Here is a 21,602-nt window from a genome sequence, read left to right on the forward strand (position 1 = left end):
CGGAGTACTCCGGGCGGGCAGTCGGCGATGAAGCAGAAAACCCCACGGCGCGAGCCGTAGGAATCCCCCTCCTTCAGGAGGGGGAGGAAGTCAAGAGAGGGCCGAGACCCTCGTCGATGTCGCTGGTGGTCAGCGGCCAGGCACGGTGCCGGGGCAGTTTTCGGTTTCGTGCGGACATGGCGAGAAGAATGGCAGGAGATCATTGCCGGCCCAAACGGCTGTTCTGGTCGGCGGCGGTCGGCCGATGCCGTCGAGGCGGGAGAGCGCCGTCCGCCGGCCCCGTCGGCGTCCGACGCGCCGCGGTTCAGGCGATGAGCAGGCGGAGGCCGAGATCTGCCGCGTCGAGGCCGGCGAGGCTGCCGTTGCGCTCGGCCCACCGGCCGGAGTCGAGGTCGTCGCCGAGGCGTCGTACCGCCCGCTGCTCGGCCTCCGGCCCGACCCTCGTCCACACCGACATTGCACGGCGCACATGCTCCTCCAGATACGCCCCCGGGCGGCGCCAGTACGCCTCGAACAAACCGTCGGCGCAGTCCCACGGGACGGGCACCGGCTCCGCGCGAGCGCCGATCGCGTCGGCCATCCCGGCGAGCGAGGGAAACTCCGCGAGGACGGCGGTGAACTCGGGCAGGTAGTCGCGGGTGAGCCAGAACCGGTCCTGCCATCCGGGCTCGTCGGTGTCGAACGTCAGCACCACCATGCGGCGGGCCACCCGCCGCATCTCGCGCAGCCCCGCTATCGGATCCTCCCAGTGGTGCACGGTGGAGACGGCCATCGCGACGTCGAAGGAGTGATCCCCGAACGGCAGGCGCTCCGCCGCGGCGGCCACGCACGGCGCCGAGCCGGCGGGCCGCTGCCCCCGCATGACCGCCGACGGCTCCACCGCGGTCACCTCGCGGTCGGCGGGCTCGTAGGAGCCGGTGCCCGCCCCGACGTTCAGCACCGTCCGCGCGTCCCCGAGCGCGTCCCGGATCTGCGCGGCGATCCGTGGGTCGGTGCGCCGGGTGGCGGTGTAGGCGCCGCCGATCGCGTCGTACAGCCGTGCGCCGAGCATCTCCCGTCGCTCCTCCGGTGTCACCGTGAGTCCCTTCGCCCGCGCCTCGAGTTCCCGGTCGATGGCCGTCACCATGGCGTCGGCGCGATCGCGCCGCTCCAGCAGCAGGCCGCGCAGCCGGCGCAGGTGTGCGATCGCGTCGGTGGACGGGGTGCCGACCAGTTCGCCGATCTCCCGCAGTCCGAAGCCCAGCCGCCGGTAGGCCAGCACTTGGCGCAGCCGCTCCACGTCGCCCGCCGCATAGGCCCGGTACCCGGCCGCGGTCCGCGTCGATGGCCGGACGAGTCCGATCTCGTCGTAGTGGTGCAGCGTGCGGACGCTCACGCCGGTCAGTCCGGCCACGCGTCCCACGGTCCAGCGCTCTTCCACGGCACCGACTGTGAAGCCTGACGCCACGTGAGGGTCAAGAGCCGGCGGCGTCGGCTCTGGGTGGCTGGGCCCTGCCTCTGGCCGCTGTGGGCTCCTCGCCCGCTGCCGGACCTCGGTCAGTGGCCGCGGGGCGCGTACATGATCACGGCCATGCCGGCGAGGCACACCAGGGCGCCGATGACGTCGTAGCGGTCGGGGCGGTAGCCGTCGGCGACCATGCCCCAGGCAATCGACCCGGCCACGAAGATCCCGCCGTACGCGGCGAGGATGCGGCCGAAGTTGTCGTCGGACTGGAAGGTGGCCACCACGCCGTACAGGCCCAGCGCGATGACGCCGGCGCCGATCCAGATCCAGCCCTTGTGCTCGCGGATCCCCTGCCAGACCAGCCAGGCGCCGCCGATCTCGAAGAGGGCAGCGACGACGAACAGGGCGACGGAACGAGCGATGGTCATATCGGCCGACCCTACCGGCGCCTTGGGTGGGTGATCGCGGCCTGTACCCCCCTGTCCGCCCTGTGGGCAGGGCGGCGCCGAGGAGGCGTGACAGCGTACGGGTGGTCGCTGCGTACGCTTCCCGGTATGGGCGATGTGGGCGGGCTGCGCGAGCGCAAGAAGCGGCAGATGTACCGGCGGTTGTCGGACACCGCCATCGGGCTCTTCCTGGAGAAGGGCTTCGAGCAGGTGACCGTCGCTGATGTCGCGGCAGCGGTCGATGTCTCCAAGCCGACGCTCTTCCGGTACTTCCCGGCCAAGGAGGACCTTGTTCTGCACCGGCTGGCCGACAACGAGGGGGAGGCCGGCAGGGTGGTCGCACGGCGCCCGGCCGGGTCCTCTCCGCTGGAGGCGCTGCGCTGCCACTTCCTGGACGGGCTCGCCCGGCGCGATCCGGTGACCGGTCTGAACGACGACGCCGAGGTGCTCGCCTTCCACCGGCTGCTGTACGGGACACCGTCACTGGTGGCGCGATTGCACGCTCATGGGGAACGGGACGAGGCCGCGCTCGCCGACGTTCTTGCCGGTGAAGTCGGTGAAGTCGGTGAAGTCGGCGAAATCGGCGAAATCGGCGGTGGCGTCCAGGCGCGTCTGGCCGCCGGGCAGATCGTTGCCGTCCAGCGCGTTCTCGCGCGGGAGAACTGGCGCCACATCACCGCAGGCCGTGGCGCGGACGGGCTCTATCCCGAGGCCGTGGCGGTGGCCCGGTCGGCCTTCGCGCAACTCGAGGCCGGACTGCCGCACCTCGCCTGACCCCGAACAGCAACCAAGTTAAAAACGTTACTCGGTTGCATTATTGTGGGGGGATGCCACGCTCCGACTCCGTACTCAGTGATGCCCTGGCCCGGGAACGCGCCTACCACGACGCGTGCCGGGCAGCGTTGAAGGCCATGATCGACGGCGCGCGGGAACAGGTGGTGGTCGGTGAGAACGCCTCCGCGTCCGGCGCCGATGCCGAGGTGCTCGGCCACCGGTTGCGCAGCCAGGCCAAGGAGCTTCGGGAGCTGCCCGAGGGCCCGCTGTTCTTCGGGCGCCTCGACTTCGCCCGGGACCCCCGGGCGGCCGGTGACCACGCCGGGCAGGAGTACCACATCGGACGTGTGCGCGTCGCGCGCGATCCGTCCGCCCCGCCCCTGGTGGTCGACTGGCGCGCACCGGTGGCGCGCGCCTTCTACCAGGCAAGCGCCCGCAACCCGCAAGGCGTCGCCGTCCGGCGTCGCTTCGGCTGGTCACCTGCCGGTCGCGGCGACTCGGCCGACCTCACCGGCCTGGAGGACGAGCACCTCGGTGAGGGCGAGGTACGGGAAAGCGGCATCGTCGCCGGCGAGATCGAGCGCCCCCGCATCGGTCCCATGCGCGACATCGCCGCCACCATCCAGCCCGAGCAGGACGACCTGGTACGTGAGGACCTCGCCACGTCCCTCTGTGTCCAGGGCGCCCCGGGCACGGGCAAGACCGCGGTCGGACTGCACCGCGCCGCCTACCTCCTCTACACCTACCCGCAGCGCATCCAGCGCGGCGGAATGCTGATCCTCGGCCCCAACCGCGCTTTCCTCTCCTACATCTCCGAAGTCCTGCCCGCGCTCGGCGAGACCGGAGTGAGGCAGTCCGTCCTCGACGACGAGATCGCCCGTCACCCGGTCACGGCACAGGACAGTGACGCCGCGGCGATCGTCAAGCACGACATCCGCATGGCGGAGGTCCTGCGCCGCGCGCTCTACGCGCGAGTGAGCGCAGAGGCGACGCAGTCGCTCGTACTGCCGGACGGCTCCTACCGCTGGCGGGTACCCGCCGACGAACTGGAGAAGATCGTCCGGGACGTGCGCACCGAGGAACCCCCCTACGCCGTGGGGCGCGAACGCGTCCGTACCCGCATCGTCCGCGCCGTTCGGCCACAGGCCGAGCGCCGCGGCGGCCCCCGCACCCATACCTGGGTACAGAAGGTCTCCCGGGCACGCCCGGTCACCACCCTGCTCAACACCCTCTGGCCCGCCGTGCGACCCGAGGAGATCCTCGCCGGTCTGCTCTCCCGTCCGGACACGTTGGCCGCCGCGGCCGAAGGCGTCCTCGACGCGGACGAGCAGAAGTCCCTCCTATGGCCCGAGCCCCCGCGCTCTGCCCGGTCGGCCCGCTGGTCGGCGGCCGATCTGGTCCTCCTCGACGAGCTGGCCGGCCTGATCGAGCGACCCGGCGGCTACGGGCATGTCGTGATCGACGAAGCGCAGGACCTGTCCCCCATGCAGTGCCGCGCCATCGCCCGCCGCTCCCCCTTCGGATCCGTCACCGTCCTCGGGGACCTCGCCCAAGGCACCACCCCCTGGGCCGCACGTGACTGGCCGCAGTTCCTCACCCACCTGGGGAAGCCGGACGCCGCCGTCACCCCACTCACCGCAGGATTCCGCGTCCCCGCCGCCGTCGCCGAACTCGCCAACCGCCTGCTGCACCACCTCGACGCGGACGTGCCGTCCGCCCGATCCCTCCGCCGTGACGGAGAGGTGAGCATCGAGATGGCCCACGACACGACCGCCGCGACGGTCGCGGCCGTGAACGCGGCACTGGAGCACGCAGGCTCCATCGGCGTCATCGCGGCCGACGCCGAAGCACCGAAGCTCCACGGCGCTCTCGTCGCGGCCGGGATCCCGGCATCCGGACCGGACGCTCCGGGAGCCCGCCTCACCGTCGTGCCGGCCTCCGCCGCCAAGGGACTGGAGTACGACCACGTCGTGGTGGTCGAGCCCTCGGCCATCGTCCAGGCCGAGCCCCGCGGCACGAACCGCCTGTACGTGGCCCTCACCCGAGCGGTCTCCCGCCTCCACATCGTGCACTGCGCACCACTGCCGCCCGCGATCCGGCCCTCGGCATCACGGAACATCGCACCGCTGAACGTCCTGAACACCGAGCACGCCCAAGAAGGGCGGCACTGATCCATGTCTTCGTGTGCCCCGCGGGAGCATTCTCCATAATTCCATGGATTATTGTATTCGAGTCGGATGGGTGTGACCGCACACCCCCACCCCCCGTTCCGCACGGAGGACAGCAGCCCGTGAACACCACGCCCACCACCGCCCCCGCCGCGACCGATGCCGCCGGGCGGCCCGTACGGCTCGGCCTGCGCGAGAACCGGCTGCAGTTCACCCTGCTGGTCGTCGTCAACATCTGCGTCGGTGGCCTGGTGGGCCTGGAACGCACCACCGTCCCGCTCATCGGCTCCGAGACCTTCGGCCTGACCAGCGACCTGGCCGTCTTCTCCTTCATCATCGCCTTCGGCCTCACCAAGGCGTTCACCAACCTCGCCGCCGGAGCGCTCACCGCCCGCTTCCGCCGCAAGCAGCTGCTGGTGGCGGGCTGGCTGCTCGGCGTCCCCGTCCCCTTCGCCCTCGCCTGGGCCCCCTCCTGGGGCTGGATCGTCGCCGCCAACGTCCTGCTCGGTCTGAACCAGGGCCTGACCTGGTCGATGACCGTCAACATGAAGATCGACCTCGTCGGCCCCTCCCGGCGCGGACTGGCCACCGGCCTGAACGAGGCCGCCGGCTACACCGCCGTCGGCGTCACCGCCCTGCTCACCGGCTACCTCGCCACCTCCTACGGCCTGCGCCCCGTCCCCGAGCTCATCGGCGTCGTCTTCGTCGCCGCGGGCCTCGCCCTGGCCCTCGTCGTCCGCGACACCGCCGCCCACGTCGCCCTCGAACTGGCCCACCACACCAAGCCGCTGCCGACCCATGAGGACACCGGCCTGAAGGCCACCTTCACCCGCACCTCCTGGCACCACCGCTCCCTGCGCGGCGCCAGCCAGGCCGGGCTGATCAACAACCTCAACGACGGCCTCACCTGGGGCGTCTTCCCCCTGCTCTTCACCGACCACGGCCTCGGGCTGGCGGCCGTCGGCCTGATCAAGGGGCTCTACCCGATCCTGTGGGGACTGGGGCAGATCCCCACCGGCCACCTCGCCGACCGCGTCGGCCGCAAACCGCTCATCGTTTACGGCATGCTCGTCCAGGCCGCCGGCTTCGTCCTCGCCCTCGCCCTGCTCGACCGACCGCTGCTCGCGGGCATCCTGTCCGCGGTCCTCCTCGGCCTGGGCACCGCCATGGTCTACCCGGCCCTCATCGCCTCCATCTCCGACCACGCCCACCCCGCCTGGCGGGCCAACGCCCTCGGCACCTACCGGTTCTGGCGCGACATGGGCTACGCCGCCGGCGCCCTCGTCGCCGGAGTCCTCGCCGACGCCCTCGGCCTGAACGCCACCGTCATCGCCGCCGCGGTCCTCACCGCCGCCTCCGGGCTCCTCGCCGCCCGCTGGATCACCGAACACCGGCCCGGCGGAGCGCCATGATGGTGGGGTGAATCCCCGTGACCTCGAACTCACCCTCGCCGCCGCGCGTGCGGTCGGCCCGTGTCCGCCCGGTGCGGAAGCCGACTGGACCGAGCAGGTCCGCGCCCGTGCGGTCCACCTCTACACGCTCGCCGACACGGTCGGGCAGGATCTGCGCCGTCTCGACTCCGCGAAGCAGTTCACGGCGACCCTGCTGTCCGTGCGGGTGGAGGCCACCAGTACGCGGGGTGTGCTCGTGCTGCGCAACACCTCCGGTGAACTCGAGCGCCTGCGCACCGACCGGGGGGACAGCGAGGCCGGCCGGGCGATGATCGAGCGGGCCCGGGGGCTGGTCGGGCATCGGCTGCGGGTGTACCGGCTCAACGAGCAGATGGCCTCCAACGCCAAGCTGCAGGTCCGTACCGTCGTTCATCTCGCCGACTGCGGACCGGACACCGACCCGATCCACGAGAACAGCGCGAAGGAGAACGTCCTGACCGCCGCCGAGGGCGACCGGGACGCCGCCGGCCGGGCCTGGCGCGAGGCCGGACTGCCCGCCGGCGGGTCGGTGTCCGCGATCCAGCTCGGTGCCGCTCTGGCCCGGCTTCCCGACGCGGAGGCGCCGTAGCCGGCCCCGGGTCAGGCATGGGAGCCGTTCATGGGAGCCGTTTCACCGGACCCCAGCGGCGAAGCGGTTGGTGTCAAGGGGCAACGGGATGATCTTGAAGCTCTGAGCACCGGGCCCGTCCCGTATTCACGGGCCCGTCCCGTATCCAGAGGGACACCTGTGCTGTTCTGCCGGCGGCAGAACAGCGGCCGGAGCGGGCTCGACGATCACTACAGTCCCGTCGCATGACGACGATCACGACGCGTACGGTCGAGTACCCGGCTGATGGTTTGACGATGATCGGGCACCTCGCGCTCCCGGCAGGTGCCGATCGCCGGCCCGCGGTCCTGATCGGACCTGAGGGGATGGGGCTCAGCGACATCGAGCGTCGCCGGGCCGAGGCTCTCGCCGAGCTGGGATATGTGGCGCTGGCCTTCGACCTCCATGGCGGACGCTATTTAGGTGACCCTGAGGAGATGCTGGCCCGTTGCATGCCGCTGCTCGCCGACCCCGACCGGATGCGAGGAATCGGTCATGCGGCGCTCGACGTGTTGCGTGCCGAACTACGGGCCGACCCCGACCGGACCGCCGCCGTCGGCTACGGCACCGGGGGCGCAGTCGCACTGGAACTCGGTCGCGATGGCGTCGACCTGCGCGCGATCGGGACAGTCAACGCGCTGACCACGGGCCGGCCGGGCGAGGCGGCGCGCATTCGCTGCCCGGTGTGGGCCGGGGTCGGGTCGGAAGACCCGATCATGCCGCCCGCCCAACGGGACGCGTTCACCGCTGAGATGCAGGCCGCGGGCGTCGACTGGCGCCTCGTGGTCTACGGAGGAGCCCTTCACGCCTTCCATCACCCGCCGGTCGACCACCCCGTGGTCCCCGGCGTCGGCTACCACCCACGGCACGCGCAGCGAGCCTGGCGTGACATCGTCGCCCTGCTCGCCGAGTGCCTGCCCGTGACGGAGGACCTGGGGGCTTGACCCATGCAAACATGCTGGTGTTCAGGCCTGGTCGGCGTCGCGCACCGACAGTCTCCTCCCCCGAGCCCGGCGATTCTCGGTAATGATCATTCGGGAAGGTGCTGTACCTGGCCGAGGGCGGGTTGGCCGCCCATGGCGCTGAGGGTGGCGCCGTTGACGTAGCTGGCGTCCGGGGATGCCATGAAGGCGACGGCGCCGGCGATCTCCTCGGGGCCGGCGAGACGCTTGAGGGCGACGGCCTGTCCGGCGGATTCGAAGGCGTCACCATAGGCGGCGGTGCCTTCGGTGCGGGTGGGGCCCGCGGCGACGGCGTTGACGCGGACACCGCCGGGGCCGTACTCGGCGGCCCAGACCCGGGTGAGGGATTCGAGGGCGGCCTTGGTGGCGCCGTAGATGCCGCTGCCGGACCCGGGTGTGGTGGCGGCGCCGCTGCTGATGTTGATGATGGCGCCGTGTCCGCGTCGGGTCATGCCGGGGGCGAGGGCCTGGACGAGGAGGTAGGGGGCGCGCAGGTTGACGGCGATGTGGGCGTCGAAGGTCGTCGGGTCGGTGTCGGCGGTGTGGGCGAAGTGGAAGATGCCCGCGTTGTTGACCAGGATGTCGACCTCACCGGCGCGTTCGGCGAGTTCGGTCACCTCCAGGGGGTCGGACAGGTCGGCGGGTTCGAAGCGGGCGGTCGCTCCCAGGGCCTCGATCCGCCGGAGGGCGTCGGCGGCGCGTTCCTCGTCGCGGCCGTGGACGATGATGTCGGCGCCGCGCGCGGCCAGGGCCAGGGCGGTGGCGCGGCCGATGCCCGCGGTGGCTCCGGTGACCAGGGCGGTCTGCTGGGCGAGGTCCTTGCTCATGATCCTGCTTCCTTCTCCGTGGTGCGTGCGGTGCGTGGGGTGCGGGTTGTTCATCCGGTGTGCCGGGCGGTGAGAGGGGCGGTGGGCGAGCCGGCTCGGGTCATCGCACCGTGTCCTGTCCTGTGTCATCGCCCGCATCGGGGTGCCTGCTGACACAGTCGGACCCCGCGAATCCACCTGCAAAGATCCTTGCTGCGGTGGCAAGGTGAGGGGCATGGATGAAGAGACCGCATCGACGATGGCGGCGGTCGGACCCCGCCTGAAAGGGCTGCGCACTCAGCGCAACCTGTCGCTGACCTTCCTCGCCCGGTCCACCGGGATCTCCCTGAGCACGCTCTCCCGCCTGGAGACCGGTCAGCGCCGCCCCACCCTCGAACTGCTGCTCCCCCTGGCGCGCGAGCTGCGCGTGGACATCGGCGAACTCATCGGGGCGCCGCAGACCGGCGATCCTCGTCTCCGGCTCAAGCCCGTCACCCGCCACGGCATGACCATGCTGCCCCTGACTCGGCGAGCAGGAAGCCTGCAAGCCTACAAACTGATCATCTCGCCCCGGATGCGTTCACCCGAGCCTGAGCAGCCAGCCATGAGGGCTACCGGGACTATTCGCAGTGCACTGGGCTTCGGCCCGGTGGTGAAGCGAATCTGAGAACTGCTCTGACCTCAGCTGTGTGCATGGATGCGCACTGTTCACCTCAACCCGGGTCAGAGCGGCCGGTTCTGCTGCTCGATGTACTGCTTCACGGTGCTAAGCGGTGCGCCGCCGACGGAACCGGCGAAGTACGAGCCGGACCACAGGCGTTGTGCCCGCCAGTAGTGGCGGACGAGTTCGGGGAACTCTCCCCCGGCCTTCGGCCCGGAGGTGCCCCCAGGGCCGGCGCATCAGGGGGCGGGTCTGCCCGCTGAGGAGATCGGCCTGACGGCCTGCCGGCCGCGAGCCCGGCACAGGGCGAGGGCCGGCAGGGCTTGGGGCTGGGCGGCGCGGTCGTGGAGCACGTCCAGCACGTACAGGGAGTCGCGCGGGGTGCGGGAGTTCTCCTCTCCGGTTCGACCACATCAGCTTCCTGGGCCGCTACCGGCCCGTGGGGCGGGAGGCGGGCGGGGTGCGCGGTCGCAGACGCTCTCCCTGCGGACCGAACATGATCAGGTACTCGACCGGCCCACCGGGGCCGGCGTTCGCGACCCCGTGAGGGCTGCGGGTGTCGAACTCGGCGACGTCCCCGGCCCTGAGGACGAGGTCCTGGTCGCCGAGTGCGAGCCACAGCCTCCCGTACAGGACGCACAGCCATTCCCAGCCGTCGTGGGAGACCTGCCGGGGCCGCGCGGGCGGCTCCTGGACGGCGGGCAGGACGTGTTTGTGGGCGTGCAGGCCCCCGACGTACCGGGTCAGCGGCAGCACCGCCTTGTCGTCGCCGAAACGCCGGAGCGCGGAGGTGCGGGGCGGCTCGGCGGCGGGGATGGCGGGGATGGCGGGGGCAGTGCCGGCCAGCTCGTCCAGGGAGACGCCGTACTCCTTCGCCAACCGCACCACCACGTCCAGGGTGGGCTTGCGCCGGCCGGTCTCGATCCGCGACAGCGTGCTCAGGGAGATGCCGGTCGCGCGGCCGACGCCGGTGAGCGTGGCGCCGCGGTGTACGCGTGCGGCCCGCAGCCGGGGGCCCATCGCCGCCAGTGTGTCGGCCACGTCGTCGCCTGTCACCCGCTCCGGCCCCTTCCGGACGTGCCGATCCCCGTCCTGTCCTGCGAGTTTGCCAGACCGGCACAGCTGATCGCGTCGGCCGGTCGCCGCGCCGCATGATCGATGGGTACCCGCGTCCGCCCGCGAAGCGAGGAGAAGTCCCCGTGCAGTCCGAGTCGTCCGCAGCACCCCGTCATCGCACCGTCGAGGCCCCCGCCGGGCGCCTGCACCTGGTCGAGCTGGGCACCGGTCCGCTGGTCCTGCTCGTGCACGGCTTCCCCGAGTCCTGGTACTCCTGGCGGCGCCAGCTCCCGGCCCTCGCCGCGGCCGGCTACCGGGCGGTGGCGCTCGACGTGCGCGGCTACGGACGCTCGTCCAGGCCCGCGGCGAGGGACGCCTACCGGCTGCTGGACCTGGTGGCGGACAACCTCGCCCTCGTGCACGCCCTCGGCGAGGAGAGGGCGGTGGTCGTCGGCCATGACTGGGGCTCCACCATCGCAGCCACCTCCGCCCTGCTCCACCCCGAGGTCTTCCGGGCCGTCGCCCTGCTGAGCGTCCCGTACGCGCCACCCGGCGGCCCGCGCCCCACCGACGTCTTCAGCCGGATCGGCGGCCCCGGGCAGGAGTTCTACGTCTCCTACTTCCAGGAGCCCGGCCGCGCCGAGACGGAGATCGAGCCCGACGTCCGGGGCTGGCTCGCGGGCTTCTACGCCGCCCTGTCCGCCGACACCATGCCCGCCCGGGGCGAGCCCGACCCCTACTTCGTCACCCACGGCGGCCGGCTGCGGGACCGTTTCCCCGCCGGTGGCCTCCCGGCCTGGCTGACCGAGGACGATCTCGACGTCTACGCCGGGGAGTTCGAGCGCACGGGTCTCACCGGCGCCCTCAACCGCTACCGCACCATGGACCGCGACTGGGAAGATCTCGCCCCCCACCGCGGAGCCCCGATCACCCAGCCGTCCCTGTTCATCGGTGGCGCCCTGGACGCCTCCACCACCTGGATGTCCGACGCCATCGATGCCTTCCCCACCACCCTCCCCGGCCTCACCGCCTCCCACATCCTGGAGAACTGCGGCCACTGGGTCCAGCAGGAACGCCCCGAGGAGACCAACCGTCTGCTGACGGACTGGCTCAACGCCCTCCCGGGGCCAACGACTCGGCCGTGAACGACCGGGCTTGTCGACTCGGTTCGATACGGCTTTGCCCATGCTCCCGACCGCCTCCGCGAAAGGGCGGTCATGTGCGGCCCCCGGGGAGTATCCGAACGGGAATCAGCGGTAGCCCTGGGCGCCGTCGAGGAATCGGCAGCGGGCGAGGTGTCCGCGGTGCACGGAGAGGATGGCGCTGCACTGGAACGGCGCTCCCGGACGACCTGTCCATCGCCCGACCGTGACCCTGGAGGGGAGCACCCATGTCGATACTGCGTTCACAGGTACCACCTCCTCGATCTCTCGCACGGCCTGCGGAAAGGCAGTAGTGGTCGCCTCGTCCGCCTATCGGGTTTTTGCGGAGTCTCCGTCTCCGCCGGGCGGGGGTGAGGGTGGCGGCGGAGCCGTGAGGACGTCGACCGCTGCACCGAAGCCGATGACTTCCTCCCCGGGCGGCACGACATAATGGAGGCATGTCATCCGTGCCACAGCGATCAGCTTCCGCCCACGCCGGGGCCGGCGGTCCCGCCGGCCCCGGCGGCACGGACCTGTGGCTGTACCGGGAGAAGTTCCGGTGCCGTATGCCGTCGGACCTCCTGGATCTGCGGGGCCCCGCGGAAGGGATCGTGGAGCCGCCGTCCACCGTCGTCTGGTCCGGACTGCGTGCCTTCGACCTCGGCAACGAACGGCAGCGCATGAGCCTGTACCGCACCGTCCTCGCCGAAGGCATGCGCGAGGACCTGTGCACCGTGCTCAACCACGACCTTCTGCTGAGGCTGTGGCCCACCCTGCGGATCCTGGTCTCGACCACCGTCCGCGGTGTGTGGGAGGAGGCGTTTCCGGAGTTGCGGGCCCTGGCGGATCTCCCTGCCGCCCAGCCCCCTGCCCGGCGCCGCCCGCACGCGGGCGCTGCCGCCGCGTGAGGCTCCCCGACCTGCACGCCCGCCTCCTCGCGGATGTCCTGGCCGTCGGTTCCCTCTATCCGCTGGTGATCACGGGCGGCTACGCCGTCCAGGTCCACGAGCTCCTCGCCCGTCCGAGCCAGGACCTCGACGTCGCCACCGAGAACCCGGCGCCCATGAATGAGATCGTCCGTACTCTCACCGACGGCCTGACCGCACGGGGCTGGCAGGTCGACGTCATCGAGGTCGCTCCGCTCTCGGCCCGCCTCAACGTCACGGAAACCCGCACGGACGCCCGCACGGACGCCCGCGAGGCCTGCGAGGTGGACGTCCTCAAGGAGGTCTTCTTCCGCCCCGTCGCCTCCAGTGTCTACGGGCCCGTACTCGCCGAGGAGGACGTGATCGGCACCAAGGTCCGTGCCCTGGCCGAGCGGGGCCTCGCTCGGGACGCCCTGGACGTCTTCGCCGCCTCTTGCCGCTGGACCACCACCGACCTGGAGGAATTCGGCCGACGCCACGCCCGCGACCGTTTCGACCTCGACTCCCTGCAGACCCGCCTGACCGCCGTTGCCTGGATCGACGACGCCGAGTTCGAGGCGTACGGAGTGGATACCGGGCTGGTCGACGAGCTGATGACCTGGGCCCAGGAATGGGCCGACGACCTCGGCCGCCGGCTGCTGCGCGACCAGGACACCGACCGCTGAAGTTCTCCCCTCTCTTCGCGAGCTCAGGAAGGGGATTCCCGTCCACCTTGCGGCGACGGGCTTGTCGGTTTCGGCCGCCCTGAGACCGCGCCTTCAGGGCCGGGACCGCCTTCGCGCAGGCGCCGGCCCGCTGCGGGCTCAGCGACCTCCGGCCCCCCGCCCAGTGGCCTACTCGTGATCAGTGCAGAGGTGGGCAGTGAGGGCCGCACAGGCCCACTCCTGCCAGGCCTCGGGGGACCAGCCCCGGTCGCGGACAAAGATCAGGTACAGCTCTGGGCTGAGCAGCCCGTACAGCAGGTCGGCGGCGCGGGCGGTATCGACGTCGGGGCGGGCGTCGGGCTTGGAGGTCAGTGCCTTCGCCGCGGAGTGCTGGACGGTGTAGCGAGGGTCGGGGCCGGCGGGCCACTGCGCGGCGATCTCCGGGTCCGTGGCCGCCGCAGTGGCGATCAGCGGCATGACCGGGGCGACACGGCCGAGGATGTCGCGCACGCCCCGCACGTGAGCGCGCAGTTGCCCGGCCGCGGTGGGCTCGGCGCACGCGGCGCGGAACCAGTCGCGGTCCATCGTGGCGACCGGTTCAGCGTCGCCCGCGATGGACATGTCGACGACGTCCTTGAACAACGCACGCTTGTTACGGAACACGAAGTACACGGTCTGAACAGCCACGCCCGCGCGATCCGCAATCTCCTGGAGGCTTGTCGCTCCGTACCCCTGCGCGACGAACAGGTCCCGCGCCGCCGCGACGATCTTCTCGCGGGTGCGCCGCGAACGCTCGGCCCGCTTGTCGGGCCGCTTGACGTTCTGTCCGTCGGATCCCTTGACCGCATCCATGCCGGGAGTCTATCTCTAGAGTGACTCACTAGAGTTGGACTCTAGATTCTTGGAGGGGTAGCGATGAGCGAGACTCGGACGGCTGCGGAGCTCGACCAAGAGGCGGCTGTGCGCCGCGCGTTGGAGGACTTCTACCGGGACGGCAAGCCGCCGTGGGACAGCGGCATCACGCCGCCCGAGCTCGTGGCCCTGATAGAGGGGCCCGGCGCGCTGATGCCGGGCCAGGCCCTCGAACTCGGCTGCGGTACCGGGACCAATGCGGTGTACCTGGCCCGGCACGGCTGGCGGGTGGCGGCCGTCGACCTGGTCGACCGCGCGGTCCGGCAGGCGAGGGAGAAGGCCGCCGCGGCCGGAGCGGACGTCACGGTGCTGTGCGGGGACGCCACCCGACTCGACGAGGCGGGCGTGCCCGGCCCGTACGACCTGTTCTTCGACCTGAGCTGCTACTGCGGGATTCCACCGCACCGCCGCGACGCCTACGCCGCCGGCCTCACCAAGCGCGCCGCCCCCGGCGCACGATTGCTGATGTTCGGGTACGGGCCCGGGGCGTTCGACGACTCGTGGTCCGGCGTCACTGCGGACGAACTCAGCGCCAGGTTCGCTGGGTGGCAGCTGGCCGACGTGACGCCCGGCACGAACCCCGTCCCGACGTTCTGGTTCACACTGCACCGCGCCGCCGCCGCGGCGTGAGCTCAGTCGCACCGGGCGGCTTCGTGTCGCGGACGTCGCGCACGGTCGTTCTCATACATGTTCATCTGTGAGGGTTCTGCGAAAGCCCCGGATTGATCACGCTCCCGCCGGAGCCCTGGCCGCGCCGTACGGTCACGCCGTGGTCGAGGGAGCGGCCCTCTCGGCGGGCTCCAGCTCTGCGGCGCGGAGGAAGTCGGCGACCTTGCCAGGCATGTCGAGGGTGACCGGCGGCTCCGGGGCCGAGGTGTCCGCGTGGCCGACGGTGGTGTACTCGGGCATGAGCTCGGCGACGGCCGTGCGGATGGCGCCCCGGCTGACGCCGTGCGCACGGCTTCGGCCTTCTCGGCCGCGATGGCAGGGCGGCGGCCACCCTTGCAGCCCTTGGCCTGACGGCCCGCAGCCCGCCGTACGTCAGCTCGCGCCGGCCGTCTGACGACACCATTCAGCCGGGGCGAGGAAGCCGGGGACCGGCGGAACACAGTGCGGGGTGTTTCTGACGCAATGCGCGCCCTTGTACGGAGTGGCCGCCCTTCACGGCGGCGAGGACGTCAATTCATGTGGGCGGCGAACCAGTCCAGCATTTCCTCGGGTTCGCGCTGGAAGTGCAGGTAGCCGTCCCAGCGGGCGGTGGTTCCGTGGACCCAGACCAGCTTCTTGTCTTCGATCGGGATGTTGTCGAACATCGCCCGGACGTCGTCGGGACGGGTCAGCAGGTCGTCGTGGACCTGGTAGAGGAAGGTGGGGACGGTGACGCTCCTGGCGGCCTCGACCGGCGACATCTCGGAGAACGGGAAGCTGACGATCAGGCGGACCTTCTCCTCCAGCTCGGCGAGGCGCTCGGGCAGGCCCAGCATCTCCAGAGTGCGCTGCATGGTGACGCCGACCGACAGTGGCTGCGGGGAAACGACGCAGCGCACGCCTTCGAAATGCTCGGGGTGCATCTGCATGGCGAACATGGTCGCGTTCGAGCCCTGGCAACGGCTGAACAGGCCGATGGTCATGTCCTTGAGGTCTTCGCGGGCGCGTACGTACTGCAGAGAGCCGACCACGTCGCGAGCTTCGAAGCGGCCGCCGCTGCCGATCCCGCCGTTGCCGGTTCCGCTGTGGCCGAGGTTGCGCATGTCGTAGGTGAGGACGTTGTATCCGGCCTCGTGCAGGATGCGGTAGTCGGGCACGAAGTCGACCTCGAAGTCGTTGCCGGTGCTTGCCCCGATCGACTTCCAGGGCTCCAGGTGGGCGGGAAAACCGTAGCGGTTGAACCACAGGGGATGGTTGGCGATGATCAGCTTGTCCGATCCATCGCAGGGGATGTACCAGGCTTCCAGCGGCACACCGTCCATGGAGGGGAAGGACACCTCCTGGTAGGCCAGGCCGTAGTCGCCCGGGGTCTTGAGGATCGGCGAGCGCATCGGGTGGCCGAAGCCTTGCGCGATGCCGTCCAGGATGCCCTGGATCTCCTCTTCGCTGTGGGCCTGTTCCTGGTGGATGGTGCTCATGTGCTCCTCTTTCACGTCGAGTCCGCAGGTCGAGGGATCTGCCGGTCGTGTGGCCGGTCGCTCTGGAGCCTCTTCAGGACGGGTCGCCGCCTGTCGCGCGGCTGAGCACGGACAGTTGGGCCAGCCATTCGCGCAGCAGTGTGGTTTCCGAGGCACGTAGCGTGCCGACGGGGCCATGCGGCAGCTCTGCTTCCAGTCGCGCGGCGGCTCGCACAAGCCGCGGCGTCACCGGAGGCGCTCCGGGGACGGCCGGCGGGCTGATGACGGCCGCGGTGACGGCGTCACGCACGATGGCCGACAGGTGGTCGTCGGCCGCCGCGCGGGTGCGGATCAGATGCAGAGTGACCCCTACCGCGGCCGAGGCCACCACGTCCGCGGCCGTCTCGGCCGGCAGGCGCAGCCGTCCGGCTCTCTCCAGGTCGCGCATCATCGTCACGAGAACGGCGTGGGCGTGATCCGCCGGGGCTGTACGGCCGTCCATCGGGCGGCCGTACATGATGGTGTAGAGCGCGGGGTTGGTCACACCGAACTCCACGTGCATGTCCCAGCCGCGAAGAAAGTCCTCGACCGGATCCCCGGTCGTCTCCAGGCCCTGCTTGCGGGTCAGGTAGCGGCTGAACCTGTCCGCCGCCACCTCTCGCAGCAGTCCGTCCTTGTCGCCGAAGTGGTGGTACAGGGTCGGCGCCGCAACGCCGGCCGCGTCGCACACCTCGCGGGTCGAGAACTCTCCACTGGCCGATGCCGCCAGAAGACCGGCAGCTGCGTCGATGATCAGCGCGCGGGTTCGCTGGGCCGGTGAAGCTTCCTTCGTCATGTAGCGATGGTACACAAAACTTCTCATGAAGCTCGAATAATGCTTATCGACGCTATACGAGGTCGGCGGTCCGTTCGCCTCATCGTCACGCTGCCCCCTGCGGCCATCGCGCTTCCCGACAGATGGTCGGACCGGATCAGCAGCAGCGCAGCGAAGTGACGCGGCCCGACTCCGGAGTCAGCCGGGCTGCCGTGTGTTCGGCAAGGTGCTGGGCCAGTTCACCGCCGAAGCCCAGGACGCGGACATCCTGACCAGGCGCCGTCATGAGCCGGACGCCGATCGCTGCGGCCAGACTTCAGCAGCAACCTCAAGTGCCCTCAGGGATCGTCCATCGGTCCGGGTGCCCAGGATCCGCGCCAGGGTGGGGATCACCACCGCCGCAGGGACGAGGTGCAGTCCGAGGAGGGCGGTGGTGCTGGCAGTGTCGGCCCCGGAGAGGAAGGGCGGGACCAACGAGATGGCGGTCAGCGACACTGCCGTCCACACAAATCGCTCGGCGGGGTGAGCGCTCCAGCGAAGAAGAACGGCGGCAATGACGATGCCCACGACCGAGAAGAAGCCGGTCACTACGGCGAACCCGGACAGCGGGATCGTCTCGCCACCATCGGTGACCTCGAAGTCGACGCCGGCGGCCCGGACAAGCGCGGCGGCGAGGGTGGTGACCGCCGTTGCCGCGAGGGCGGCGATGAAGCCGGTGCCGGCGAGTCGGCGGAGTCGGTGGGGGTGGCTGGTCCGGCCGGCGGCCGCGCCGGTCACGATCCCGGTTTCCTTCGTGCTGGTCATGTCGTTCCTCCGTCATTCGGTCATGGGCATGTCTTGACTGGAGTGCGAGGGTCTTGACGCCCGGGCGGAGTGATGATGCGTACTCTCGCCGTGCGGCGGCCTGGGTTCCGCAGGGCGCGGACGCCGGTGCCGCGGAGCCAGAACCCGGCATCGCGTTCGAGGACCGGACCCGGCTCGCCATCGCGCGGCTCCAGCTGCACTCGGCCACGGGTGACGAGGCAGAACGCGTCGTGCCACTCCGCCGCGATCACGGCGATACGCGCGCCGCCGCGCAGCGCGAGCGTCCGCACCGGGACTACTCCGTGCCGTCGGCCGGCAGGTGCTCCGGCAGCCCGAGCTGCGGGAACCGGTCGTCGTGAAACGTGACGATCTCGGTGATCGCCCCGCCGGTGACGCGCAGGACGTCGATCGTCAGCGGCAGGTACGCGCCCTCCTGCTGCTGCCAGAGGTAGAAGGCGAGGGCGGGCTGCCGGTTCACGGTGGTCCGGACGGCGCGCAGGCCCTTCATGCCCTCGAAGCCGCTCTCGACCAAGTAGTTCACCACCGTGTCGCGGCCGACATACAGCCCCGGCGTGGGCGGCATCGAGAAACGGACGTCGTCGCGCAGCATCGAGGCGAGCGCCTTGACGTCCGTGGCCACGCTGGCCTCGGTGTAGCGGCGCACCAGCTCACGCGTGCCGGCATCCTCCTCGCCGCCGGTCCAGTCCTGCCGCTCGGCGGGCAGGTGCTCCCGCATGCCGGCGCGGGCCCGCTGCAGTGCGCTGTTCACGGAGTTGACGGAGTCCCCCAGGATCTCCGCAACGTCCTTCGCCGGCCGGCCGAGCACATCCCGCAGGATCGGCCCCGGTGTCCTAGCTCAGACACCAGCCGCAAAGTAGCTACGAGTGACGCTCAGGCCGTGGGTCGACGAGGGTGCTGACGCGGTTCGCGTACTCGCGGCGGGCCTTGCGCTGTGCCGGGATCGCCGTGGCGTGGTCGAGTGGCTGGCAGCGGTCGAGGAGTTGGCGGTGGACCTCCGGCGTGGTGTTGACCCGCAGGGTGTAGCCCTGGCCGCGTCGTACGGTCACGCCCTGGTCGAGCGCGGCGCGCTCGGCGGGCTCCAGTTCGGTCGCGCGGAGGAAGTCCGCGACCTTGCCCGGCATGTCGAGGAGGACCGGCAGTTCCGGGGCAGGGGCGTCCTGGTCGGCGGCCGTGTATTCGGGCAGGAGATCGGAGACGGCGGTACGGATGGCGCCGCGGCTGACGTGGTGGTCGCGGGCGAGGCTGGCGATGGACTGGCCGCCCAGGTACGCGGCGCGCACGTCGGCGGTCTTGTCGGCAGGGACGGCCGGGCGGCGTCCGCCCTTGTTGCCCTTGGCCTCGGCGGCCCGGAGTCCGTCGTACGTCAGCTCGCGCTGTAGGTCGCGCTGGAGTTCGCCGGCGGCGGCGAGGGTCTGCACCATGAACTTCACGGTGAACAGCAGTTCTCCGGTGCGCGGGTGGCGGGCGGTGAGGTCCATCGCGGAGAACGCGCCGTCGTGGATGCGCAGGGCGACCTGGTCGCGGTGCATGACGTCGAGCACGTCGAGGATGTGGCCGGTGCCGCGTACGAGGCGGAACATCTCGGAGATGTGTACGACATCGCCCGGCCGCGCGTAGGTGAGCAGCTCGCTGAACTTCGGTCGTTCCAGCGGGTGGAGGCGGCTGGATGTGCCGGCGTCCTCCTCGAAGACGACCGGGTCTTCGATCCCGGCTTCGGCGAGGACGAGGTTCTGGCGGTCGGTCGACTGCTGGTCGGTCGACACCCGCTTGTAGACCAGGTTGGCCATGCCGCTCCCCGTGTCGGTGGTCGCATCCGACCCTAGCTGTCAGCAAACCCTGTCACCATCCGCCATCGGATCTCATTGGATCTGATCCGTTGTCAGGTCCTTCATTGGACACCGGCCGCGCCTGTCGTCATTCGTTCGTCTGCCGACACCGAAGACTCGGTCCGAGGTCCAGGGGGTAGTGCCTGGATCGGGGCGTCGACAATGCATACGGAGTCGGCACGACGGGGCCGTGGGCCATGGGGCGAGGAGGACCTATTCGGACCTTGCGTCACTCGGACGACCGAACCGCGTCGCCCCCGCCTTCAACGCCCCTGGAACTTCGCAATCCGGTCAGCGAGCATCGCAGACATGTCCAGGAGGCGTGTTGGGCCTCGAAGTACCGTGTCCCCGCCCAACTGCTGCACTACCGCGACGAAGGGACCGTACCGGAAGAAGACGTAGCGGCCGATCAGCTCCGGCGGTGCATCGGTGTTGGGGCTGCCGTCGCTGTGGTAGACGCTCTGCTCCCGGTATTCGAAGAACTGGCTCTCTTCGCCTCTCTTGGCCAACTGCACCTTTGGGTGATTTGGGTGACGGCTGTTGACGATGAGACCCACATACGCGAGATGGGCCGAGTCAGCATCCGGGAAGGCAAACAAAACGAACTCGGCGGAGTCGCCGGTGCCTTCGACTCCGTCGTACGTGACGCTACCGGCGGCTGTGGCTTTGTGGCATTCCGGCACCACTTGGCAGGCGGGAACGCGAGTGGCAGGCGCGAACTCAGGCGCTTCGGCTTTGGGGAACAGCTTCACATCCACGTCACTTCGTTCGGGGAGCATCTTGCGGATCGTGGCAGTGCCAGCGGCCGACGCCGTGACGCTGGGGTTGGAATCGCTCGCGTCGTGCTGGGTGGTCGTCTGGCTGTTCGGCGTGTCATCGGTGTTGATCAGTCTCACGCCGCCGTACGCGGCGAGTGCCAGCAGGATGAGGACCAAGGCGATTGCCGCTGCGAGGAGCATTCGTCCGGCAGGCGTGTTGTTGATCGTCAAAGGGCCCAGCGCTATCTGGTTGTGTTTCAGTCGGCTGCCCGTGATGACCACACTTCCGGTGGTCTGCTGGGTGGATGTGTGAAGAAGTAAGGCCAGCCGATCAGCGAACTCGGCGTCGCCGCTGATTTCATCAGTGAGGGCAGCTTGAACGTCCTGTTGGGCAGTGGGATCGCTGGGTGAAGCGCTCAAGCTGTCCAGAGCAGTACGTCCGCGAGCGGAGTGGCTCAATCTGTCTTGTATGAGCTGGGATGTTGCCGTGCTGGCCGCGCCCCCCAGGACGGAGATCAGAGCCTGTGTAGCCATTGCCGCCAGGTCGTTCTGGTTCACTCGACACCCCCGTGTGTCATCTCAGTCGTGACATTGTCGCCATGCTCGCGACACACCGCGACTGCTTCGCCAGAGGAGCCAACGGCTCCAGGCGCGAGTGGCGCGATCTGTCGCTCCACGAACCCGGCTCGAACTGGGTTCGTCGGACCGTGGGCGGACGCCTCTGACGCTCACGGGGTGGATCGCGCGGCCTGTGCTGCAACGTCTGCTGCCTGCCGGGGGCGGGGAACAGCCTGAGGCGCCAGGTCGAGCCGCTTGTCCATCTCCAGCCGGAAAGTGCCGTACGGGTTGATGTTCGACCAGAAGAGCGCGGTCAGGCCGCGCCGGTCCTCGTCCGAGAGCTTCTTCGCCCATGCCGGTTCGGCAAGAACGCGCTGAAGCAGCAGGGTGTTGATGTGGACCAGGCTGGACTGAAGAAGGTGGAGGGCGAGCATCGAGGTCTCGGCGTGCTCTTTGTCCGGGCCGGTCAGGGCGCCGTCCTTGCCGTAGTGCAGCACGGTGTTCGCCGAGTTCCAGTTCTCCACGACCTGAAGGCCACCGTGGATCTCGCGGCGCAGGTCCGGGCTGGCGAGGTAGTCGCAGGCGAAGATGGTACGTACCGCGCGGCCGAGTTCTTCGAGCGCGGCGTAGGTGGGGTGTTTGAGGCCGCCGCGGGTGAAGCGGCGCAGGACCTGTTCCGCCTCCGTGGTGCCCAGGCGCAGGGCGGTGGCGTACTTGACCATCTGGTCGTACTGCTGG

Annotated in this window: 24 protein-coding genes and 1 pseudogene; 10 read left to right on the top strand and 15 right to left on the bottom strand. The window is 70.3% G+C overall.

All coding sequences use genetic code 11. The features are described 5' to 3' along the window. Positions 1–304: 304 nt before the first annotated feature. A complete protein-coding gene (locus tag ACIF9R_RS36750) occupies positions 305–1,402 on the bottom strand; it encodes a MerR family DNA-binding transcriptional regulator (protein ID WP_399987267.1) in 1,098 nt (365 codons plus the stop codon). 134 nt (positions 1,403–1,536) lie between these two features. Beyond that, positions 1,537–1,872, bottom strand: a complete 336-nt coding sequence (locus tag ACIF9R_RS36755; RefSeq protein ID WP_399987223.1) for a YnfA family protein — start codon at positions 1,870–1,872, stop codon at positions 1,537–1,539. A gap of 126 nt (positions 1,873–1,998) precedes the next feature. On the opposite strand from ACIF9R_RS36755, the gene ACIF9R_RS36760 reads away from it, so the two are divergent. The 5 genes from ACIF9R_RS36760 to ACIF9R_RS36780 all read left to right on the top strand — a co-directional run bounded on the left by ACIF9R_RS36760 (position 1,999) and on the right by ACIF9R_RS36780 (position 7,813). Next, positions 1,999–2,664 carry a TetR/AcrR family transcriptional regulator gene (locus ACIF9R_RS36760; RefSeq protein WP_399987269.1) on the top strand — a complete coding sequence of 222 codons (666 nt, stop codon included), beginning with the start codon at positions 1,999–2,001 and terminating at the stop codon, positions 2,662–2,664. Positions 2,665–2,717: 53 nt separating this feature from the next. After that, positions 2,718–4,835, top strand: coding sequence for a HelD family protein (locus tag ACIF9R_RS36765; protein ID WP_399987225.1), 2,118 nt, complete (start codon positions 2,718–2,720; stop codon positions 4,833–4,835). A 119-nt stretch (positions 4,836–4,954) separates the two neighbouring features. Then, a complete protein-coding gene (locus ACIF9R_RS36770; RefSeq protein WP_399987227.1) occupies positions 4,955–6,244 on the top strand; it encodes an MFS transporter in 1,290 nt (429 codons plus the stop codon). A 7-nt stretch (positions 6,245–6,251) separates the two neighbouring features. Continuing rightward, positions 6,252–6,851: a hypothetical protein gene (locus ACIF9R_RS36775; protein WP_399987229.1), complete on the top strand. Its 600-nt coding sequence runs from the start codon at positions 6,252–6,254 to the stop codon at positions 6,849–6,851. Between the two features lie 224 nt (positions 6,852–7,075). After that, positions 7,076–7,813 carry a dienelactone hydrolase family protein gene (locus tag ACIF9R_RS36780; RefSeq protein ID WP_399987231.1) on the top strand — a complete coding sequence of 246 codons (738 nt, stop codon included), beginning with the start codon at positions 7,076–7,078 and terminating at the stop codon, positions 7,811–7,813. 86 nt (positions 7,814–7,899) lie between these two features. Here ACIF9R_RS36780 and ACIF9R_RS36785 read toward each other — a convergent pair whose 3' ends face one another. After that, positions 7,900–8,658: an SDR family NAD(P)-dependent oxidoreductase gene (locus ACIF9R_RS36785; RefSeq protein ID WP_399987233.1), complete on the bottom strand. Its 759-nt coding sequence runs from the start codon at positions 8,656–8,658 to the stop codon at positions 7,900–7,902. A gap of 214 nt (positions 8,659–8,872) precedes the next feature. Between ACIF9R_RS36785 and ACIF9R_RS36790 the strand changes: the two genes are divergently transcribed. Continuing rightward, positions 8,873–9,304, top strand: coding sequence for a helix-turn-helix domain-containing protein (locus ACIF9R_RS36790; RefSeq protein WP_399987235.1), 432 nt, complete (start codon positions 8,873–8,875; stop codon positions 9,302–9,304). A gap of 56 nt (positions 9,305–9,360) precedes the next feature. Here the strand turns inward: ACIF9R_RS36790 and ACIF9R_RS36795 are convergent. Both ACIF9R_RS36795 and ACIF9R_RS36800 read right to left on the bottom strand, forming a co-directional pair. Beyond that, positions 9,361–9,495, bottom strand: a pseudogene (locus tag ACIF9R_RS36795) (transposase); the annotation flags it as partial. Between the two features lie 232 nt (positions 9,496–9,727). After that, complete coding sequence (locus ACIF9R_RS36800) at positions 9,728–10,354, bottom strand: helix-turn-helix domain-containing protein (protein WP_399987237.1); 627 nt, start codon at positions 10,352–10,354, stop codon at positions 9,728–9,730. Between the two features lie 143 nt (positions 10,355–10,497). Here ACIF9R_RS36800 and ACIF9R_RS36805 point away from each other — a divergent pair, with 143 nt between their 5' ends. Beyond that, positions 10,498–11,499, top strand: a complete 1,002-nt coding sequence (locus ACIF9R_RS36805; RefSeq protein WP_399987239.1) for an alpha/beta fold hydrolase — start codon at positions 10,498–10,500, stop codon at positions 11,497–11,499. A gap of 105 nt (positions 11,500–11,604) precedes the next feature. On the opposite strand, the gene ACIF9R_RS36810 is transcribed toward ACIF9R_RS36805, so the two are convergent. Further along, positions 11,605–11,763: a hypothetical protein gene (locus tag ACIF9R_RS36810; RefSeq protein ID WP_399987241.1), complete on the bottom strand. Its 159-nt coding sequence runs from the start codon at positions 11,761–11,763 to the stop codon at positions 11,605–11,607. Positions 11,764–11,954: 191 nt separating this feature from the next. Here ACIF9R_RS36810 and ACIF9R_RS36815 point away from each other — a divergent pair, with 191 nt between their 5' ends. Both ACIF9R_RS36815 and ACIF9R_RS36820 read left to right on the top strand, forming a co-directional pair. Further along, positions 11,955–12,404, top strand: coding sequence for a hypothetical protein (locus ACIF9R_RS36815; protein ID WP_399987243.1), 450 nt, complete (start codon positions 11,955–11,957; stop codon positions 12,402–12,404). Continuing rightward, positions 12,401–13,087 (top strand): nucleotidyl transferase AbiEii/AbiGii toxin family protein, encoded by a 687-nt coding sequence (locus tag ACIF9R_RS36820; RefSeq protein WP_399987245.1) that lies wholly within the window; start codon positions 12,401–12,403, stop codon positions 13,085–13,087. The genes ACIF9R_RS36815 and ACIF9R_RS36820 overlap by 4 nt, the downstream gene beginning before the upstream one ends. 168 nt (positions 13,088–13,255) lie before the next feature. On the opposite strand, the gene ACIF9R_RS36825 is transcribed toward ACIF9R_RS36820, so the two are convergent. Next, entirely contained in the window at positions 13,256–13,918 is a 663-nt protein-coding gene (locus tag ACIF9R_RS36825; RefSeq protein WP_399987247.1) for a TetR/AcrR family transcriptional regulator, read from the bottom strand. A gap of 63 nt (positions 13,919–13,981) precedes the next feature. Here ACIF9R_RS36825 and ACIF9R_RS36830 point away from each other — a divergent pair, with 63 nt between their 5' ends. Further along, positions 13,982–14,608: a class I SAM-dependent methyltransferase gene (locus ACIF9R_RS36830; protein WP_399987249.1), complete on the top strand. Its 627-nt coding sequence runs from the start codon at positions 13,982–13,984 to the stop codon at positions 14,606–14,608. A 132-nt stretch (positions 14,609–14,740) separates the two neighbouring features. Here ACIF9R_RS36830 and ACIF9R_RS36835 read toward each other — a convergent pair whose 3' ends face one another. The 8 genes from ACIF9R_RS36835 to ACIF9R_RS36870 form a co-directional block, all read right to left on the bottom strand. Next, positions 14,741–14,887 (bottom strand): hypothetical protein, encoded by a 147-nt coding sequence (locus ACIF9R_RS36835; RefSeq protein ID WP_399987251.1) that lies wholly within the window; start codon positions 14,885–14,887, stop codon positions 14,741–14,743. A gap of 269 nt (positions 14,888–15,156) precedes the next feature. Further along, positions 15,157–16,104 carry an alpha/beta hydrolase family protein gene (locus ACIF9R_RS36840; RefSeq protein WP_399987253.1) on the bottom strand — a complete coding sequence of 316 codons (948 nt, stop codon included), beginning with the start codon at positions 16,102–16,104 and terminating at the stop codon, positions 15,157–15,159. 73 nt (positions 16,105–16,177) lie between these two features. Beyond that, positions 16,178–16,918 carry a TetR/AcrR family transcriptional regulator gene (locus ACIF9R_RS36845; protein ID WP_399987255.1) on the bottom strand — a complete coding sequence of 247 codons (741 nt, stop codon included), beginning with the start codon at positions 16,916–16,918 and terminating at the stop codon, positions 16,178–16,180. 261 nt (positions 16,919–17,179) lie between these two features. Then, positions 17,180–17,701, bottom strand: coding sequence for a DUF6069 family protein (locus tag ACIF9R_RS36850; RefSeq protein ID WP_399987257.1), 522 nt, complete (start codon positions 17,699–17,701; stop codon positions 17,180–17,182). A 295-nt stretch (positions 17,702–17,996) separates the two neighbouring features. Further along, positions 17,997–18,527 carry a hypothetical protein gene (locus ACIF9R_RS36855; RefSeq protein ID WP_399987259.1) on the bottom strand — a complete coding sequence of 177 codons (531 nt, stop codon included), beginning with the start codon at positions 18,525–18,527 and terminating at the stop codon, positions 17,997–17,999. A gap of 52 nt (positions 18,528–18,579) precedes the next feature. Then, a complete protein-coding gene (locus ACIF9R_RS36860) occupies positions 18,580–19,509 on the bottom strand; it encodes a recombinase family protein (RefSeq protein WP_399987261.1) in 930 nt (309 codons plus the stop codon). A 302-nt stretch (positions 19,510–19,811) separates the two neighbouring features. Further along, positions 19,812–20,864, bottom strand: a complete 1,053-nt coding sequence (locus tag ACIF9R_RS36865; RefSeq protein WP_399987263.1) for a hypothetical protein — start codon at positions 20,862–20,864, stop codon at positions 19,812–19,814. 170 nt (positions 20,865–21,034) lie between these two features. Further along, positions 21,035–21,602, bottom strand: a 568-nt coding sequence (locus tag ACIF9R_RS36870) for a Tn3 family transposase (protein ID WP_399987265.1), incomplete at its 5' end; no start/stop codon positions are given.

This window comes from Streptomyces sp. NPDC086080 (genome assembly GCF_044540255.1).
GTDB lineage: Bacteria > Actinomycetota > Actinomycetes > Streptomycetales > Streptomycetaceae > Streptomyces.

Coding starts and splice junctions, on each gene's coding strand:
- ACIF9R_RS36755 (WP_399987223.1), bottom strand. CDS start 1,872: ATGACCATCGCTCGTTCCGTCGCCCTGTTCGTCGTCGCTGCCCTCTTC.
- ACIF9R_RS36760 (WP_399987269.1), top strand. CDS start 1,999: ATGGGCGATGTGGGCGGGCTGCGCGAGCGCAAGAAGCGGCAGATGTAC.
- ACIF9R_RS36765 (WP_399987225.1), top strand. CDS start 2,718: ATGCCACGCTCCGACTCCGTACTCAGTGATGCCCTGGCCCGGGAACGC.
- ACIF9R_RS36780 (WP_399987231.1), top strand. CDS start 7,076: ATGACGACGATCACGACGCGTACGGTCGAGTACCCGGCTGATGGTTTG.
- ACIF9R_RS36785 (WP_399987233.1), bottom strand. CDS start 8,658: ATGAGCAAGGACCTCGCCCAGCAGACCGCCCTGGTCACCGGAGCCACC.
- ACIF9R_RS36790 (WP_399987235.1), top strand. CDS start 8,873: ATGGATGAAGAGACCGCATCGACGATGGCGGCGGTCGGACCCCGCCTG.
- ACIF9R_RS36815 (WP_399987243.1), top strand. CDS start 11,955: ATGTCATCCGTGCCACAGCGATCAGCTTCCGCCCACGCCGGGGCCGGC.
- ACIF9R_RS36825 (WP_399987247.1), bottom strand. CDS start 13,918: ATGGATGCGGTCAAGGGATCCGACGGACAGAACGTCAAGCGGCCCGAC.
- ACIF9R_RS36830 (WP_399987249.1), top strand. CDS start 13,982: ATGAGCGAGACTCGGACGGCTGCGGAGCTCGACCAAGAGGCGGCTGTG.
- ACIF9R_RS36835 (WP_399987251.1), bottom strand. CDS start 14,887: ATGCCCGAGTACACCACCGTCGGCCACGCGGACACCTCGGCCCCGGAG.
- ACIF9R_RS36840 (WP_399987253.1), bottom strand. CDS start 16,104: ATGAGCACCATCCACCAGGAACAGGCCCACAGCGAAGAGGAGATCCAG.
- ACIF9R_RS36845 (WP_399987255.1), bottom strand. CDS start 16,918: ATGACGAAGGAAGCTTCACCGGCCCAGCGAACCCGCGCGCTGATCATC.
- ACIF9R_RS36850 (WP_399987257.1), bottom strand. CDS start 17,701: ATGACCAGCACGAAGGAAACCGGGATCGTGACCGGCGCGGCCGCCGGC.
- ACIF9R_RS36860 (WP_399987261.1), bottom strand. CDS start 19,509: ATGGCCAACCTGGTCTACAAGCGGGTGTCGACCGACCAGCAGTCGACC.